This is a genomic window from Agrobacterium sp. 16-172Ci (assembly GCF_053522725.1).
In genome coordinates this window covers 24,526-41,023 of sequence record NZ_JBNWBW010000004.1, presented here as the reverse complement: position 1 = coordinate 41,023, position 16,498 = coordinate 24,526, and the positions used below count along the sequence as shown (strand labels likewise).

General features: G+C 61.1%; 17 protein-coding genes. 5 read left to right on the top strand and 12 right to left on the bottom strand.

Translation table 11 applies throughout. From position 1 onward, the window contains the following. Window positions 1-7: 7 nt before the first annotated feature. The 12 genes from ACQZ40_RS06655 to hutC form a co-directional block, all read right to left on the bottom strand. Entirely contained in the window at window positions 8-1,462 is a 1,455-nt protein-coding gene (locus ACQZ40_RS06655; protein WP_448747621.1) for an NAD-dependent succinate-semialdehyde dehydrogenase, read from the bottom strand. Window positions 1,463-1,472: 10 nt separating this feature from the next. Beyond that, window positions 1,473-2,555 carry an ABC transporter ATP-binding protein gene (locus ACQZ40_RS06650; protein ID WP_065656543.1) on the bottom strand — a complete coding sequence of 361 codons (1,083 nt, stop codon included), beginning with the start codon at window positions 2,553-2,555 and terminating at the stop codon, window positions 1,473-1,475. Beyond that, on the bottom strand, window positions 2,552-3,352 hold the full coding sequence (locus tag ACQZ40_RS06645; protein WP_080857499.1) for an ABC transporter permease: 801 nt from the start codon (window positions 3,350-3,352) through the stop codon (window positions 2,552-2,554). Before ACQZ40_RS06645 ends, ACQZ40_RS06650 begins: the two co-directional genes overlap by 4 nt. Before the next feature lies 1 nt (window position 3,353). Further along, complete coding sequence (locus ACQZ40_RS06640) at window positions 3,354-4,181, bottom strand: ABC transporter permease (RefSeq protein ID WP_420868461.1); 828 nt, start codon at window positions 4,179-4,181, stop codon at window positions 3,354-3,356. A 106-nt stretch (window positions 4,182-4,287) separates the two neighbouring features. Next, entirely contained in the window at window positions 4,288-5,298 is a 1,011-nt protein-coding gene (locus tag ACQZ40_RS06635) for an ABC transporter substrate-binding protein (protein ID WP_149743308.1), read from the bottom strand. Window positions 5,299-5,355: 57 nt separating this feature from the next. Next, a complete protein-coding gene (locus ACQZ40_RS06630) occupies window positions 5,356-5,670 on the bottom strand; it encodes an NIPSNAP family protein (RefSeq protein WP_125144982.1) in 315 nt (104 codons plus the stop codon). 4 nt (window positions 5,671-5,674) lie between these two features. After that, entirely contained in the window at window positions 5,675-7,141 is a 1,467-nt protein-coding gene (locus ACQZ40_RS06625; RefSeq protein WP_448747620.1) for an aldehyde dehydrogenase, read from the bottom strand. Window positions 7,142-7,145: 4 nt separating this feature from the next. Beyond that, entirely contained in the window at window positions 7,146-8,186 is a 1,041-nt protein-coding gene (locus ACQZ40_RS06620) for an LLM class flavin-dependent oxidoreductase (protein ID WP_448747619.1), read from the bottom strand. Continuing rightward, window positions 8,183-9,121, bottom strand: coding sequence for a flavin reductase family protein (locus ACQZ40_RS06615; RefSeq protein ID WP_448747618.1), 939 nt, complete (start codon window positions 9,119-9,121; stop codon window positions 8,183-8,185). Before ACQZ40_RS06615 ends, ACQZ40_RS06620 begins: the two co-directional genes overlap by 4 nt. Continuing rightward, the gene (locus tag ACQZ40_RS06610) at window positions 9,118-9,963 is read right to left on the bottom strand and encodes an alpha/beta fold hydrolase (RefSeq protein WP_080857505.1); all 846 of its coding nucleotides are present in this window, start codon (window positions 9,961-9,963) and stop codon (window positions 9,118-9,120) included. The genes ACQZ40_RS06615 and ACQZ40_RS06610 overlap by 4 nt, the downstream gene beginning before the upstream one ends. A gap of 11 nt (window positions 9,964-9,974) precedes the next feature. Beyond that, window positions 9,975-10,577, bottom strand: coding sequence for an amino acid synthesis family protein (locus tag ACQZ40_RS06605; RefSeq protein ID WP_003519589.1), 603 nt, complete (start codon window positions 10,575-10,577; stop codon window positions 9,975-9,977). A 278-nt stretch (window positions 10,578-10,855) separates the two neighbouring features. Next, complete coding sequence (hutC, locus tag ACQZ40_RS06600) at window positions 10,856-11,596, bottom strand: histidine utilization repressor (protein WP_065656553.1); 741 nt, start codon at window positions 11,594-11,596, stop codon at window positions 10,856-10,858. Window positions 11,597-11,726: 130 nt separating this feature from the next. Here hutC and ACQZ40_RS06595 point away from each other — a divergent pair, with 130 nt between their 5' ends. The 5 genes from ACQZ40_RS06595 to ACQZ40_RS06575 all read left to right on the top strand — a co-directional run bounded on the left by ACQZ40_RS06595 (window position 11,727) and on the right by ACQZ40_RS06575 (window position 16,484). Continuing rightward, window positions 11,727-12,068 (top strand): hypothetical protein, encoded by a 342-nt coding sequence (locus ACQZ40_RS06595; RefSeq protein WP_065656554.1) that lies wholly within the window; start codon window positions 11,727-11,729, stop codon window positions 12,066-12,068. A 101-nt stretch (window positions 12,069-12,169) separates the two neighbouring features. Further along, window positions 12,170-13,207, top strand: coding sequence for an ABC transporter substrate-binding protein (locus tag ACQZ40_RS06590; protein WP_448747617.1), 1,038 nt, complete (start codon window positions 12,170-12,172; stop codon window positions 13,205-13,207). 95 nt (window positions 13,208-13,302) lie between these two features. Next, a complete protein-coding gene (locus ACQZ40_RS06585) occupies window positions 13,303-14,160 on the top strand; it encodes an ABC transporter permease (protein WP_137453595.1) in 858 nt (285 codons plus the stop codon). Further along, entirely contained in the window at window positions 14,153-14,983 is an 831-nt protein-coding gene (locus ACQZ40_RS06580; RefSeq protein WP_003519594.1) for a quaternary amine ABC transporter ATP-binding protein, read from the top strand. The genes ACQZ40_RS06585 and ACQZ40_RS06580 overlap by 8 nt, the downstream gene beginning before the upstream one ends. Next, the gene (locus tag ACQZ40_RS06575) at window positions 14,976-16,484 is read left to right on the top strand and encodes an HAL/PAL/TAL family ammonia-lyase (RefSeq protein ID WP_448747616.1); all 1,509 of its coding nucleotides are present in this window, start codon (window positions 14,976-14,978) and stop codon (window positions 16,482-16,484) included. Before ACQZ40_RS06580 ends, ACQZ40_RS06575 begins: the two co-directional genes overlap by 8 nt. The last annotated feature ends 14 nt before the right edge of the window (window positions 16,485-16,498 follow it).

The window sequence follows — 16,498 nt, the reverse complement described above, 5'->3', positions numbered from 1 at the left end:
CCCGGCCTCAGCCGACGCCACCGATGCAGACATATTTGAGCTCGGTATATTCCTCGATGCCGTGACGTGACCCTTCCCGGCCGAGACCAGACATCTTGACACCACCGAAAGGCGCCTCGGCGGTGGAAATAGCCCCCGTATTGACGCCGACCATGCCATATTCCAACGCCTCCGCAACCCGGAAGACCCGCGACAGATCGCGCGCATAAAAATAGGATGCGAGGCCGAAATCGGTATTGTTCGCCTGCGCAATCACATCCGCCTCGTCCTCGAAGCGGAAGAGCGGCGCAAGCGGCCCGAAGGTTTCCTCACGCGCCACCTGCATGCCGGCATCGACATTGCGCAGGATCGTCGGCTCGAAGAAATTGCCGCCCAACGCGTGTCTTCTGCCGCCCGTGGCGATCTCGGCGCCTTTCGAAAGCGCATCGGCAATATGGGCCTCCACTTTGGCAACGGCGTTTGCGTCGATGAGAGGCCCAAGAATGCTTGCCTCCTCCAACCCGTTACCGACCTTCAATTGCGCGACGGCCCCTGCGAATTTTTCAGCGAAAGCATCATAGACGCCGCTCTGCACATAAAAACGGTTGGCGCAAACGCAGGTCTGACCATTGTTGCGGAATTTGGCGAGGATCGCGCCCTCGACAGCGGCATCGAGATCGGCGTCATCGAAGACGATGAAGGGTGCATTGCCGCCGAGTTCCAGCCCCAGTTTCTTGATCGTCGGCGCACATTGCCGGTAAAGATGTTCGCCCGTACGCGTCGAGCCGGTAAAGGTCAGAAGGCGGATATCCGGGCTTGCCGTCATCTCCCCGCCTATCTCTGCGGCTGGCCCCGTCAAAATGCTGAAAAGCGCAAGCGGCAGGCCGGCGCGCTCTGCAAGGATGGCAAGGGCAATGGCAGAAAACGGTGTTTGCGGCGCCGGTTTCAGCACCACTGCACAGCCGGCGGCCAGCGCCGGGCCGACCTTGCGAGTGATCATGGCATTGGGGAAATTCCATGGCGTGATGGCCGCAACGACGCCCACGGGCTGGCGAAGAACCAGAATGCGTTTATCCGGCTGGTGGCCGGGCACTGTCTCGCCATGGATTCGCCGCGCCTCCTCGGCAAACCATTCGATGAAGCTTGCGCCATAGGCGATCTCACCTTTGGCTTCCGCGAGCGGCTTACCCTGTTCCAGCGTCAGCATCATGCCGAGATCGTCACGGTTTTCCATGACGAGCCGGAACCATTCCTTCAGGATATTCGCACGCTCGCCGGCGGTGCGGCGGGCCCATTCCTTCTGGGCGATCACGGCGGAAGCGATTGCTTCTCTCGTTTCCTTCGCACCGAGTTCTGGAACCCGCCCAACGATCTCACCGGTCGCGGGATTGAGGATTGCCGCCGTTTCACGGCCATCGCAACCAACCCAGCGGCCAGCCACCGGCACTTTCTCGCCGAAGAGTGTGGGATCATTCAGATTCATGGCCCATCCCTCAACAGAAGACCTGCGCCGAGGCCGGATCGAAGGCGAGATGCACGAGGTCGCCACGGCTGAGGCCAGAAATCGCCTCATGGCCGAAAGGCAGGCGAACCGCAAGCGGCTCACCCGAGCCGGTATGGGCCACCACATGGACATTGTTGCCGAGGAAAGTGATGTCGCTGACCGTGGCCTGGAAACCGGCAGCGGCGACCGGCCGGTTACGGCTGAGCTGCAGCCGCTCCGGGCGCAGCATCAGCGCCGCTTTCTTTCCCGGCGCGGCTTCGCCATGCACCGGAATGTGATCGAAAACGATATCCCGACCGAGCGACACCGTCGCCCTGCCGCCCGAAGCGGCGAGGAGATCGCAGGCGATGAAGTCGCTGTCGCCGATGAATTCAGCCACGAAACGGGTCGCCGGGTGGGCGTAAAGCTCCGGTCCCGTGCCGATCTGGTCGATTACCCCCTTGGAAAACACGGCGATCCGATCGGAAAGACGCAAGGCCTCTTCCTGATCATGGGTAACGTAGAGGATCGTCACTTCCGTCTGCTGGTGAATACGGCGGATTTCGAACTGGATTTCTTCGCGCAGCTTCTTGTCGAGCGCCGACAACGGCTCATCCATCAAGAGCACCGGTGGGTCATAGGCAAGCGCCCTCGCCAACGCCACACGTTGCTGCTGGCCGCCCGACATTTGCCCCGGTTTTCTGTCTTCGAAACCTTCGAGACGGACAAGCCGCAGCATTTCCTTCACCTTCGCATCGATTTCCGCCTTGCTCTTACGGCGGACCTTCAGCGGAAAGGCGATGTTCTCGCCAACCGACAGATGCGGAAACAGGGTGTAGCGCTGGAAGACCATGCCGATATTGCGCTTGTGCGACGGCGTCGACAGCAGGCTTTCGCCGTTCAGCAGAATATCGCCCGATGTCGGCTGCTCGAAACCGGCAAGGATATAAAGCGTCGTGCTCTTGCCCGAACCGGACGGCCCGAGAAATGTCATGAACTCGCCCGGCTGCACGTCGAGATTGACGTCCTGAACGGCGACGACCGGTCCGTATTGCTTGCGGATGCCGCGAATCTGCAGGAGCGGTTTGGTCATGTTTTCAGTCCTTTTCGCACAGCCGCGACAAGCAGCATGAGAATGATGGTCACCGCGATGAGAAGCGTGGAGGCGGCCGCGATCACCGGCGTCAAATCCTGACGCAGCGTTGCCCAAATCTTCACCGGCAGCGTCTGCAATGTCGGGCTTGCCATGAAGATCGCCAGCACCACCTCATCCCACGAGGTTAGGAAGGAGAAGATCGCCGCCGAAAACAGGCCGTGGCTGATGGCGGGAAGCGTGATGCGGATTTTCGCCTGCAACGGGCTTGCGCCGCACAGCACCGCCGCATCCTCAATCGATTTGTCGAAACCCTCGAGCGCGCCGGTCAACGCCAGAATGGAAAAAGGCAGCGCCACGACGAGATGGGCAATAACGAAACCGGCGGTCGTGCCGGCAAGGCCAAGTTTCAGGAAAAAGGCGTAAAGCGCCACCGCCAGCACCACGACGGGCAGGATCATCGGCGTCATGAACAGCGCGCGAAGCGTGTTACGCCCAATGAAACGGCCGCGCACCAGCCCGAAGGAAGCGACAAGACCGATCAGCACGGACAGCACCGTGACCATGAGGGCGATGCGCAGGCTCGTCCAGGCGGCCTCCAGCCATCGCGGATCGGCGAAGAAATCCGCATACCATTTCAATGTCCAGCCGGGCGGCGGAAAGATCAGCCATTGCGACGAGCCGAAAGACAGCGCTGCGATGAAAACGATGGGCAGGATGAGAAATGCCGTCGTCAGCACCGTGATCAGGAGGAGCAGCCATTTCCAGAGGCCGAGGCTGTTATAGTTCAAAAGCATGTCAGCGCCCCCCTGCCCCGGCCGCGCCGAAAAATTTGAGCTGGATGGCGTAAAGCGTCAGCGTCGCCACCAACAGCACCAGTGCGGCCGCCCCGCCCATGCCCCAGTTGACGAGCGACTGGACGAATTGCGCGATGAGTTCGGCCAGCATCATGTTCGCCGTGCCGCCGAGGAGCGCCGGGGTGACGAAATACCCAAGCGACATGACGAAGACCATCAGCGCGCCGGAAATCATGCCGGGCGCTGCCAGCGGAATGAGGATGCGGGTCAGCGCCTGAAAGCGTGTCGCCCCGCACAAGGCCGCCGCCTGAAGAATGGCCGGATCGATCTTGCGGATAACGCCATAGAGCGGAATGATGATGAAGGGCAGCATGATATAGGTCATGCCTATCGTAACCCCGGTGAGGTTGTTGACCAGCGCCAGAGGCTGATCGATGATGCCCAGCCCCATCAGCGTCTTGTTCACCACGCCTGTGCGCTGCAACAGCACCATCCACGCATAGGTGCGCGCCAGAAGATTGGTCCACATCGACAGGAGCAATATGGCAAAGACGATGGAAGCGAGCCGCGCCGGCATGATGGCGAGCGCCCAGGCCACGGGAAAGCCGATCGCCAGCGACACGACCGTTACCAGCGCCGACACCGCGAAGGTATTGAAGAAGATCTTCAGATAGGTGGAGCTGCCAAGCAGGGCGGCATAGTTGCCGAATCCGAGGACGGGTTCGGTGACGCTGCGCGACAGCAGGATCAGAACCGGAACGACGAAGAACAGGACAAGCAGGACAAGCGCCGGCAGGGTAGCCGTAAAGTTGCCGGGCCGGAAAGGCATCCGCACCTTCGCTTTCGGGCTGACTGTTTCATCGGTAAGCGAGACCATGCCAAACCTCCCGGACGTGGAAAATCGCGCGGGCGCCTGTCGCGGCCCGCGCCGTATCTTACTTCGCCTGCCAGGCGTACCAGCGCTCGCCGATCTCGTCGCGATGCTGCGCCCAGTAGTTCATATCGGCATTGACCTGGCTTGCCGTCTGCTGGTCCGGCAGGGTCTTGGCGGTTTCCGGATCCATCAGCTTGGCGGATTCGATATTGACCGGCGCATAACCCGTCGCGGTCGCCATATCCGCCTGCGCCTGCGCAGAGGTGGCGAGCGCGATGAACTTCATCGCCGCATCCCTGTTTTTCGTTCCCTTGGGAACGACGAGGGAATCCGCCGCGGTGATGTTCTGCTCCCAGGAGGTTTCCACCTTCACGCCGCTTTTTTCAAGCGCCGTCATGCGGCCGTTCCAGACGCTGCCGAAGGGCGCTTCCGCAGATGCAATCAATTGCTGCGACTGCGCACCGCCGGACCACCAGATGATATCGGATTTGATCGTATCGAGCTTCTTGAAAGCGCGGTCGAGATCGAGCGGATAAAGCTTGTCGGCGGCCACACCATCGGCCAGAAGGGCGGCTTCGATCACGCCCGGAGCAGACCATTTGTAGAAGGTTCGTTTTCCCGGAAATTTCGCGGTGTCGAACAGATCCGCCCAGCTCTTCGGGCAGGCGGCCACGGCATCGACATTGCAGCCGATGACGAAGGAATAATAAAAGCTGCCGACGGAGTAGTCCGTCACGAAGCGCGGATCGAGCTTGGTCTTGTCGATGACGGCAAAATCGAGCTTCTCCAACAGGCCTTTCGGGCCGGCCTGCGCGGCATAATCGCCCTCGACATCGACCACATCCCAGGTCACGCCGTTCGCCTCGACCATGGCTTTCAATTTGCCGTAGTCTGTCGGACCGTCCTGCACCACGTTAATGCCGGTCGACACCATGAATTTTTCAGCCCAGGCCGCCTTCTGGGCGTCCTGCGTGGTTCCTCCCCAGCTGGAGAAAACCAGATCATTCGCCTCAGCAGATGCACCAAGGGCAAAAAGAGCGGCGCATGTCGTCAATACCAGTTTCAATTTCATGTTCCCTTACTCCGTTTTAGAGCTTCTTGTTGGTATGCACGTCGCGACCGGCGCATTTCACCCGAGCGGTGAAAACCGCGCCGGTTTCATGATCTTGTTTTCGGCGACTTCGATGAGGTCGCGGATTTTCGGAAGGAAGGACAACCAGCGGGGATCGGCCATCAGCCGTGCGCGCCGTTCCTCGCGGTCATCCAGGCTCGAAAAGGCCCAGATATGGACGATCTCATTGATCGGGCCGATCTCGGAAAAGAAGTAACCCACCAGTTCGCCGAGATGGCTCTTCTGGATTTCGATGCCCTCGTCCTCGACCACCTTCAGGTAGGCGGGGATGGCGCCGTTCTTCAGCCGGTAGGTGCGGATTTCGTAAAACATGGGCTCACCGCATCACGAAGGGATCGGGGATCGGGTCATCGGAGGTGCGCAACCATATGGTCTTGGTGCGCGTGTAATCGAGCGCCGCCGCAAGCCCGCCTTCGCGACCGTCGCCCGACAGGCCGAATCCGCCGAAAGGCGCAATCGGCGAGACCGCCCGATAGGTATTCACCCAGACGATGCCGGCACGGATCGCCTTCATCAGACGATGGGCGCGCGTCAGGTTCTGTGTGAAGACACCGGAGGCAAGCCCATAGACCGTGTCATTGGCCAGCGCGATGGCTTCCGCTTCGGTTTCAAAGGAAACGACCGAGAGGACGGGGCCAAAGAACTCTTTCTCCATCGATGGGGAACGAATGCCGTCGCAATCGAGAATGGTTGGCCGATAGAAATAGCCGTCGCCGTCTACAGGCGCACCGCCTGTGACAACCTTGGCGCCCGCGTCCACGGAGGCGGAAACCAGAGAAACAATGTGCTTCCTCTGGCGCTCCGTCGCCAGCGGGCCTACTTCCGTCGCCATATCCAGCGGCGAGCCGATGCGGATCGCCTCAGCTTTCGCCTTCAGAATATCGAGGAACCGATCCTTGACGCTTCTTTCGATGATCAGCCGCGAGCCGGCGACGCAGCTCTGGCCGGTCGCGGCGAAAATTCCCGCCACCTGCGCATTGGCGGCACTTTCGAGATCGGCATCGGCAAAAACGAGGATCGGCGATTTGCCGCCGAGTTCCAGCGAGGTGGAAGCGAGATTTTCCGCCGAATTACGCACGATATGACGCGCCGTGTCCGGACCGCCGGTAAAGGCGATATGAGCCACCTTCGGATGGGTGGTGAGCGCCGTACCGCAGGATGCGCCGAAGCCGGAGACGATATTGACGACGCCGGCGGGAAAACCGGCCTCATGCACCAGCCGGGCGAATTCCAGAAGAGGTGCAGGCCCATCTTCCGAGGCCTTGACGACAATGGTGCACCCGGCGGCGAGTGCGGGACCGATCTTGACGGCGGCGAGAAACAGCTGGCTGTTCCACGGCACGATGGCCGCCACGACGCCCACGGGTTCGCGCCGCAGCCAGACATCCATATCCGGCTTGTCGATCGGCAGATAGGCGCCCTCGATCTTGTCGGCCAGACCCGCATAATAACGATAATAATCCGCGACATAGGCAATCTGCGCGGAGGTTTCCCGAATGATCTTGCCGGTATCGCGGGTTTCGAGTTCGGCAAGCGTCTTCGCATTCTCAGTGACCAGATCGGCGAGCCGGTAGAGCAGCTTGCCACGCTGTGTCGCCGTCAGTTTCGACCAGCCTGCATCTTCGTAAAGCGCCCGATGCGCGGCCTCGACCGCACGGCCGACATCCGCCTCGCGGCTTTCCGGCATTTCGGCCCATGCAGTGCCGCTTGCGGGATCGAGACTTGCGAAACGCCCCTCACCATCTTCGAAACGTCCGTCGATATAGCACTGGAAACTGCGCATCGCGTTACTCCCCGAAAGCCGGCATGACATCGGAAAGGAAGCGCTCCAGCGAGGCCTTCTTGCGCTCGAAGCTCATGCCCGTATCGATCCAGAAGGAATATTCGTCATAGCCCATAGCCTCGTAAGCTTTAAGCCGGCTAATCACCTCATCGGCATTACCGATGACATTGTTCTTTCGCATGACATCGGTGGAAAGCATCGCGTTGGCGGCGATGTCTTCAGGTGCAATACGCTCGATCAGCCCCTGATGGATCGGTTTTTCGTTTTTGAACCAGGCGAAGAAATAATTGTAATAGACGCTCATCTCATGCGCCGCCTGGGCGATATCGGCGTCATCGGAACCGACATAGGTGTGGCGAAGCAGCATGATTTTCGGCCGCTGTTTTTCCGGGTTCTTGGCGCAGGCATCGTTGAAGCGGCCCATCAGGGTTTCCACCTCGTCATCGCCCTGCCAGAGTGGCGTCACCTGCACGTTGCAATCATTGGCGACGGCGAATTCATGCGAATTCGGATCGCGCGCCGCTACCCAGATCGGCGGGAAGGGCTGCTGCAAAGGCTTGGGAGCGGCGGTGGTGGCCGGAAATTTGTAGAACTCGCCGTCATGGGCATAGTCGCCCGCCCACACACCTTTGACGGCCGGGATCAGCTCGCGCATACGCTGGCCGGCGCCCCAGGCATCGAGGCCCGGAAGCAATCGCTCATATTCAAACGAGTAAGCACCGCGCGCAATGCCGATATCGAGACGGCCATCGCAGATGAGGTCGGTCATCGCGGCTTCGCCGGCAAGCTTGATCGGATGCCAGAAGGGCGCGATCACCGTGCCCGTGCCGAGACGCGCCGTCCTGGTGCGCCGCGCCAGATCGGCGATCGTCACGAAGGGGTTCGGGGCGATGGTGAAATCCATGCCGTGATGTTCACCGGTCCAGATGGCATGCATGCCGCCGCGATCGGCGATTTCGCAAAGCGTTACGAACTCCTCGTAGAGCGTCTTGTGATCCTGCGAGGCGTCCAGCCGTTCCATATGGACAAAGAGGGAGAATTTCATGGGTTTGCCGCCTTCATCGAGATGGGATGGACCCTGCCGGCAGTCTCGTTACCGACATAGACACCGAAATTGCCGATTGAACTTTCCAGCGCGAACCGGTTGACAATGTCCGCCGTCGCGCCGGAGTCGAACTTTGCCGAAGCCAGCGCGCCGGGCAACAGAAAACGGCCCTGGCGCGGCGCGTCGTCCCCATCTGCCAGCGCGTGGTAGACGATGTGCTGACGCCCATCCGCCTTGTTTTCATAAACCGAGTATAGAAAGCCCGTTCTGACCGTCAGTCCGGTGAGCTCTTCCAGCCGCGCCGTCAGCGCCGCGACCGGATCGCCGCCCGTCACGACGCAGCCGGGCAGCGACAGCACATCCTCACCAACCAGGTAAATCTCGCCACGACGCTCAAGAACCGCGCCGACAACGATCTCACCCTCCGCCGCAGCCGAAAGCGCCTTCGCTGCCAGCGTCGGCGTGAAGTAACCGCCCCGCGCATAACCGAGACCGTTCAGACCGCTATTCTCGAAAGCGTCGATACGACCGAGCAGAATGACGTGGTCTCCGGCCTCGATAACCTTCTGCATCGAACATTCGAACCAGGCCGCAACATCGGCAAAGACCGGTGAGCCCGCCGGCGCATCCGACCAGATGGCGGCGGCAAAACGATCTTCCACCGGCCGGGCGAACGTATTGGACAGATCCTTCTGGCCTTCCGACAGAATATTGACGGCGAAATTTTTCGCACCCGTCATCGTCGCGAAATTGCGCGAGGTGCGGGCAAGGCAGATCAACAGCAGCGGCGGATCGAGCGAGACGGAGGTGAAGGAATTTGCGGTGAAACCCACCGGCTTTCCGGCTTCGTCGCGGGTGGTAACGATCGTCACCCCCGTCACGAAGGCGCCGAATGCGTCGCGCAGGGCGCGCGGATCAAGGGTTGCAACGGTCATTGCGGCTCCTCCTCTAAAGCCAGCCATTCGGCCATCAATGCATTGACGGTTTCGGGTGCGGTCAGATTGACCATATGCCGGTGCGCCTCGACGATGCGGGCATAACCGCGCGGCGTGATCGCCGCCATCTGTTCCGCCATCAGGGGCGTGGAGTTCGGATCGTCCGAACCGGTCAGAAAAAGCGCCGGGCAGGTGACCGAGGGCCAGCGGTCGGCATAGGTCTCGTCCCCGCCCGCAAAGGCGGTATAGGCGACCGCGTAAGCTTCCGGATCGACCATTTCCAGCCAGCCTCGCGTCAATTCCCGCGCGTGCTGGCTTTTCAGATCATCGCCAAACCAGCGCAGCAAGGGGCCCTCCTTGTCCACGCCCGTGGTGCGGATCGCCGCCGCGCGAGCGAGCACCGCCGCCTTCGCAACGGGGTCGCGGCGATAAACACCGTTCAGATACCCGACACGCGCTATGCGATCTCCAAGCGTCGCGGCTGCCCCGCCGGAAATCAGCGCACCCATGGAATGCCCGGCGACATTGGCGCGCTCTATCCGCATGTCGTCGAGAAACCGGCCGAACCAGCCGACGAAATCCTCAAGAGTGCTGCCGGCCGCAAGACGTTCGCTGCCGCCGTGGCCGGGCATGTCGACCGCGATGACGCGGTGCGTCCTCGAAAACACCTCGATCTGCGGCGTCCAGGCTTCGAGCCGCATTCCAACACCGTGGATGAGGATCAGATTCTCGCCCGCGCCGGCTTCGAAATAGGCGGCCCCGCCTCCGGTCGTTTTCCGGGGGAGCGTGGCGGCGCCTGTCTTTGCACCGTTGACCCGTGACGTGTCGGCGACCCTTTGCATTGGTGTGCGCCTCAAACGCCGGCCGGATTGGCGACATCCTGACCGAGATCCTTCAGATCCTGATAGCGGTCGCCGATGCGGTGGTGCGGCCGGCCGCCAACGGAAGCGCCGAGCGCGACCACGATCTCGTCCGCAGCCGGAGCATCGGGAATGGCGGTCTGGATCGTCAGATAATGCGAACGGCGGCCTTCATCATTCTTGTCCATCAGTGGGATCATGATCGGCGCATTGCCGGGACCGCGCGTGTTGCAGAAGGCGAGATAGGATTTGGCGCCGACCGCCTGACGATAGTGATTGCCGAAGCGCAGCGTATGGATGAGCGCGGAAGCATGTTCGATCTCACCATCCAGCCCCACGACGGCCGCCTTGCCATAGGCCTCCACCGCCTCACCGGAACCGACAGCGTCAAGGATCATCTTCGTCAGCAGCTCGCCAAGCACCGGCGCGCCTGCGTGAATTTCCGGCTTCAGATCGGCGACGAAACCTTTGCCCGCCCACGGATTTTTAACGACCGCAATGGCGGCGAACAGCTTCAACGGCGCTGCGGCAGCCTTGCCCCCCTCAATCAACGTCGTTTCGACCTGCAGCAGGGTCTTGCGGATCTGGATGGACATCAGCGCTCTCTCCGTAAATATGATGGCTTATGGTATGCCATAATATATGGCTGTCAAGTACCGTAATCCCGCAAGGGCGAGCAGTGGAATTCTGGGGGATTGTCGTCGCAGACAAGTCGAGCGCTGTGGGCAACCGATTGCACTTGGCAAGCAACGATTGGAGGCGGGAAAATGGGGCAGATTTGACCGGGGCGTCATCAGCCGGGCTAGATGCGCAAGTGGCCGCCTTATACTGCGATAATGTTCCGGAAGATCAGGGCAGCCGAGGCTGGCCGCCTCTATTCCTGACTTTCAAGCCGATATCGGGAACCCGGATAGAGCAGCCGTACGGACGTGACGGCGCGGCTCGACGACCAGGTTCTGCGGCGCACGAGAAGGCAGGGCTCGTTTCGGCTGATGGCCATCAGCTTGCATTCCCAGGGCTGGGGCGATGCCGCCTCGATGAATTGCTCGGTCCGCGAAATCGGTGCGGCCGCCGTCAGATAGGCATTCGGGGTGAGCGTATTGAAATCCTGCATCAGATAATCCGGAGCGATCTCCGCATTAACGAAGCGATCTTCGAGCTGGATCGGCACATCGTCTTCGTGATGCACGATGATGGAGTGAAAAACCTTCGCTCCCACGGCGATCTCCAGCGCCGTTGCGAGATCGGGACCGCAAACTTCCGTCTGGGCAAGGATCAGGCTCGGCCGATGCGTCGAACCGCGCTCCTTGATCTCGTCGGCGATGTTGCGCACGCCCATCATGCCGGCGCTTCGCTTTTTCGGGGCAACAAAAGACCCGCGCCCCTGCACACGAACGATCACACCCTCGGTTGCCAGCTCCCGCAGGGCGCGGTTTGCCGTCATGCGACTGATACCCAGCATGTCGACGATCTCGTTTTCGGAGGGTATCCTGTGGTTGGTCAACCACTCACCGCTGGCGATCTTTTCCTTGATCTGTTCTTTCACCCGCTCATACAGCGGCAGGGAGGAGCGATCGCCCGAGACAGGAAACTCGTTTTCGGTGACGGGCAGCATTGAAACTCCTAAAAATCGGGCGACTGCACAAAACGCAGCCAGAATCCGCGCAAGCACAAAATTATCACATCCCACCTTGCTTGTCTTTCGCAAATGTGTGAAGTTACATATACAACTTGAGGGGAAAATAATGGCAAGCGAAGACTCGATCTCCAGCGGCCGCAAGTCTCCCGCCGATAGTCGGGGCGATATTCGAATGCCCGCCCAGCGCAACGGCAGGAGCTGCCATACCGATGCCGAAGCTATGCTCGACGGCTCGGTCGCGCAATATGCGCTGAAAGACCGCCCTTGCCAGAACCCGCCAACCGCATACGCCTTCGACTCGGAATGGCCAATGCGCGGGAAGCATATGAATTTCTCAAAGTTGTATAGTGAACTTCCGACACGCCGCTCCAGGATGAACATCGAATTCCATATTGATTCGACGAGCGCCCGCCCGCCGATTTCGACGGGACATGAAATGCACCAATGACCGCCGGGCTGAGGGGTGGACATCTGCCCAGGGCACGCCCGGCTGAAGCCACAAAACGCATGCCAGCAACTTGCCAATCATCAAACCAAAAGGGGAATGCAATGCTGAATTCAAAGCTGAAAATCGCGCTGGCCACCACCGCGCTCATCATGGGAGCCTATGCCGGGTCCGCGAGAGCGGAAGGCTATTGCGCCGCTGGAAAGACCATCACCTTCGCCGGCATCGATTGGGAAAGCGGCGCTTTCATCACCGAAGTCATGAAGGAAATCCTCTCCAAGGGCTATGATTGCAAGGTCGATTCCATTCCCGGCAACTCCGTGACGCTGGAACAGGCGACCGCCAATAACGACGTGCAGATCTTCGCTGAAGAATGGATCGGTCGCTCCGACGTCTGGAACAAGGCCGCGGAAGCCGGTCAGGTAACATCGGTCGGCAAGACCTTCGTCGGCGCCGCCGAAGGCTGGTTCGTGCCGGAATATCTGGTCAAGGGCGTCCCGGCAAAAGGCATCGAAGCCAAGGCGCCGGACCTGAAGAGCGTCGACCAGCTTTCCGACCCGAAGATCGTCGAACTGTTCAAGGATCCGGAAGAGCCGACCAAGGGCCGCTTCCTCAATTGCCCCTCGGGCTGGACCTGCGAAGGCGTCAACACCGCCAAGCTGCAGGCCTACAAGCTGGAAGCAAACTATGTGAACTTCCGCCCCGGCACAGGCACCGCTCTCGACGCCGCAATTGCCGCCGCCTATCTCCAGGGCGAGCCGATGCTGTTCTATTACTGGAGCCCGACGGCAATCATGGGCAAATACAAGCTGGTCCAGCTGCAGGAGCCGGCCTATAGCGACGCCTGCTGGAAGGAACTGACGAGCGCCGATGGAAAGCGCGACGCCGGTTGCGCCTTCCCTTCCGTTGAGGTGGCCTATGGCGTGAACAGCACCTTTGCGAAGGAAGCGCCGGAAATTATCGCGATCCTTGAAAAGGCAACATTCCCGCTGGCGGAGATCAACTCCAGCCTTGCCTATATGACCGACAAGCAGGTCGACGCGACAGCCGCTGCCAAAACCTTCCTTCAGACCAAGGCCGATATCTGGGGCAGCTGGGTTTCTGCGGACGCCAAGGCGCGTATCGAAGCCGCCGTCAAGTAAACATCGCAGGCGCGCCGGGCTTCCGGCGCGCATTTTCCCGTCAGGACAGGGGCCGGCTCCCGGACATGGGGTCGGCAGGCGCGAGGACGACACCAATGTTTCCTGAAGTTTTTCATATTTCCATCCGAGGCCCGATCAATGAGATCGTGCGTTCGCTGGTGGTGAATTACGGCTCCGTTTTCAAGGCGATCTCGCAGACGATCCTGCAGGCGATCCTCTTCGTGGAATGGGTGCTGCGCGGTCTGCCGTGGTGGGTCATTTTTCTAGTCTTCCTGGTGCTCGCCTGGTTCGCGGCGAAGAAGATTTCGCTCGTCCTCATGGTGGCGGTGATGCTTTTCATCGTCGGCGCACTCGGTCTCTGGGACCTGACGATGCAGACGCTGGCGCTGATGCTGATTGCCAGCCTCATCTCAATCGTCATCGGCGTGCCCATGGGCATCCTGCTTGCCAAAAGCGAATGGGCAAGGCGCATCACCCTGCCGGTGCTCGACGTCATGCAGACCATGCCGAGCTTCGTCTATCTCATTCCCGCCATCATGCTTTTCGGCCTCGGCAAGGTCCCGGCCGTGCTTGCCACCATCGTTTACGCCGTGCCGCCGCTGATCCGCCTGACCGATCTCGGCATTCGGCAGGTGGACCGCGAAGTGGTGGAGGCGGCAACCGCATTTGGCGGCAGCCCGCGACAAATCCTCTTCGGCGTCGAATTGCCGCTCGCCACACCCACGATCATGGCCGGCCTCAACCAGACGATCATGATGGCGCTCTCCATGGTCGTCGTCGCCTCGATGATCGGCGCGCGCGGCCTTGGTGAGCAGGTGCTGAACGGCATCCAGACGCTCGATGTCGGCAAGGGCCTCGAAGCGGGCCTCGGCATCGTTATTCTCGCAATCGTGCTCGATCGTATCACCCAGGGTTTTGGCCGATCCAGCCGGAAGGAAATGGGCAATGACTGATATCCATATCCGCAACGTGTCCAAGATCTTCGGCGGCAACTGGAAGGCTGCGCTCGCCATGGCGCAGCAGGGCGCGGAAAAGAGCGACATCCTGGCAAAGACGGGATGCAGCGTCGGGCTCGACAATGTCAGCCTCGATATAGCGGGCGGCCGCATTTTCGTGATCATGGGCCTCTCCGGTTCCGGTAAGTCGACGCTGGTGCGCCACATCAACCGCCTTATCGAACCGACAAGCGGCGAGATTCTTGTCGGCGACGACAATGTTCTTGCGCTGAAACCGAAGGACCTGCGCGACTTCCGCAACCGGCGCGTCAGCATGGTGTTCCAGAATTTCGGCCTGATGCCGCACCGCACCGTGTTGCAGAACGTCGTTTATGGCCAGCGTGTGCGCGGGCTGACCAAGGCCGATGCACGGCCCATCGGCATGAAATGGATCGAGACCGTCGGCCTTTCTGGCTATGAGGACAAGTTTCCGCACCAGCTTTCCGGCGGTATGAAGCAGCGTGTCGGCCTCGCCCGCGCGCTGGCCGCCGATACTGACGTCATCCTGATGGACGAGGCCTTTTCGGCGCTCGATCCGCTGATCCGCGCTGATATGCAGGACCAGTTGCTGCAGCTCGAAAAGAACCTGCACAAGACCATTGTTTTCATCACCCACGATCTCGACGAGGCGCTCCGTATCGGCGCGCAGATCGCGATCCTGAAGGACGGCAAGCTGGTGCAGGTGGGAACGCCGGACCAGATCCTCAACAGCCCCGCAAACGACTATGTCGCCCGTTTCGTGGAGCGCCGCACGGGTGCGGGAGAAGGCCAGCATGGCTGATACGATCACCATCGATCGTGCCCTCACCTGGCAAGAGATCGCCGCTGTTGCAAAGGGCGCGACGCTTTCCCTGTCGGACAAAGCGTGGCGGCGCATTGCCGAAGCCCGCGCCATCGTCGATGCACTCGTCGAAAAACGGGTGCGCGGTTACGGCATCAATACGGGTGTGGGCGCGCTCTGCGATGTGATCGTCGACATCCCACAGCAGCAGGCCCTCTCCCGCAACATCCTGCTCAGCCACTCCTGCGGCGTCGGAGAACCGCTCGGGCGCGAAGAAACCCGCGCCATCATGGCCGCCCAGATCAACAACTTCGCGCATGGCTACTCCGGCGTGCAGGTCAAAACGGTCGAAGCACTGCTCGCCCTGCTGAATGGCGATATTCTTCCCGTTATTCCGTCAAAGGGCTCGGTGGGTTACCTCACCCATGCCGCGGCGATAGGGCTGGTGCTGATCGGCGAAGGCCAGGCCCGCCACGGCGGCGAACTCATCAGCGGCAGGCAGGGTCTCGAAAAGCTCGGCCTCGAACCCATGGTTCTGCAGGCGAAGGAGGGGCTGAGCCTCGTCAACGGCACACCCTGCGCCACCGGCCTCGCCAGCCTCGCGCTCGCCCGCACGACTTCGCTCCTTGACTGGGCCGATGCGGCAGCGGCGATGAGCTATGAAAACCTTGGTGCGCAGGCCGATCCCTTCGCCGCAGGGCCGCTGGCACTGCGCAGCTCACCCGGCATCCAGACCGTCGGCGCAAACCTGCGCCAGCTTCTGGCGGCAAGCCCGCTTCTTGCCCGGTCGGCCGGATCGCGCACGCAGGATCCGCTCAGCCTGCGCGCCGTGCCGCAGGTGCACGGCGCCGTTCGCGACAGCGTCGCGCAGATCGCGGACGTCGTAGACCGCGAGCTCGCGAGTGTTACGGACAACCCGGTCGTCGGCGGCACGCCGCAAGCGCCCGAGGTCCATTCCCAGGCCCATGCCGTCGGTGCGGCGCTCGGGCTTGCCATGGATGGGCTGGCGACGGCCGCGGCCGAACTTGCGGCGATTTCCGAGCGGCGTATCGACCGGCTCGTCAACCCGCTTGTCAGCGGGCTGCCCGCCTTTCTGGCGGAAAGCGATGGTGTCTGTTCCGGTTTCATGATCATCCAGTACACGGCCGCAGCACTTGCCGCGGAAAACCGCCGCCTCGCCGCCCCCGCCAGCCTCGATGGCGGCATCACCTCCGCCTTGCAGGAGGATATACTGACACATGCCACCGCCGCCGCCGATAAGACGCTTTCGATTATCGGCAATCTGGAAACCATTCTCGCAATCGAGATCATGAGCGCCGCGCAGGCTTACGACATGCAGCCAGACGAAGGCGGCCGTGCGCCCGGCACCGATACGCTTTACCGGCGTGTCCGGACGGCGGTGCCATTTTACCGCGACGACCAGCCGCTCAACGATCCGGTAGCTGCCGTTCGGGAAATGCTGCAAACCACGCTTGCGGGAATAGGTGCCGACGCAGGCTAGATACTGCGCCGGAA